Below are 841 nucleotides of genomic sequence, written 5' to 3'. Positions count from 1 at the left end.
GTGCCGCCCTTTGGGGCCTCAGGATTAACATAATCGAAATGCGTGAAGTCGGGGCCATACTTGAGATCACCGTGCATGGCGATCCCATGAGTAGGAGCGGCGATAACGTTGAGAGTAAGGAACGATAAAAGTACAAATGTCAGCGGTTGTCGCAAAGCGCGCATAGTATCAGGCCAGATTGTTTATATTATTAGGTAAATCCTAAAGCCTCTGTGGTGGTCAGTCTAGCGTGTCGCGAATGAAAATAGCCGTAGTGCGTTAGAGGTCACGCCTCGGCCATGTTTCGCTCAAAAAACGAGCAGATTTAAGCCTTGGCTATGCTCGTGGCGGAGGAGTAGGCTTGTTCTGTGCCGGTGTTACCATAGAGCTTCGGTTTTGAATGTTGCCCTCGCACGATGTCCATGATTTTCTGATTTCGTGCGCGTGAGCGTTCAATTACCAAGCCGTTTACTTGATTGAGTTGCTTACACTCATCAAGTTGAATAAGCGAATCGTTCCAAAGCCTGCTTAAATCTGGGTCACCAAGCGCGTCGATTCCAATTTTGACTTTGCCAGCTTCGATTTTTGCGCCAGAAGCGGTAATCAGTTTTACTTTTGCGCGGGCTCTATCTTCAATTTGCTTGACTAACGTGCCTTTGTTCTTAGCAAGATGATTGATGTGGTCGGTATTCCGCTCTTTGAGGGCGGTTGCTTCTTCTTTGAGTGTCGCGCGAAGATTCGAGATGTCTGTTAGATCTTTCTCAAGTAACAGTTTTAACTGAGCGCAAAGAGCGGGGATTCTGTTGGGGATGTTTGAGTTTGACATACGCTTACCTCGAATAGATTTTCTCTATTCAAGGTC

At 46.8% G+C, this 841-nt stretch carries 1 protein-coding gene; it reads right to left on the bottom strand.

Annotation, left to right across the window (positions count from 1 at the left end; translation table 11 throughout):
* Positions 1–304 precede the first annotated feature (304 nt).
* Entirely contained in the window at positions 305–805 is a 501-nt protein-coding gene (locus A3750_RS22790; RefSeq protein WP_068453264.1) for a flagella synthesis protein FlgN, read from the bottom strand.
* Positions 806–841 lie beyond the last annotated feature (36 nt).

Source organism: Oleiphilus sp. HI0079 (assembly GCF_001635105.1).
The sequence above is the reverse complement of the archived record's forward strand: the minus strand, read 5'-3'. Positions and strand labels throughout refer to the sequence as shown.

Bases quoted from the DNA above. Each gene is read 5' to 3' on its own strand.
- A3750_RS22790 (WP_068453264.1), bottom strand. From the start codon at position 805: ATGTCAAACTCAAACATCCCCAACAGAATCCCCGCTCTTTGCGCTCAG.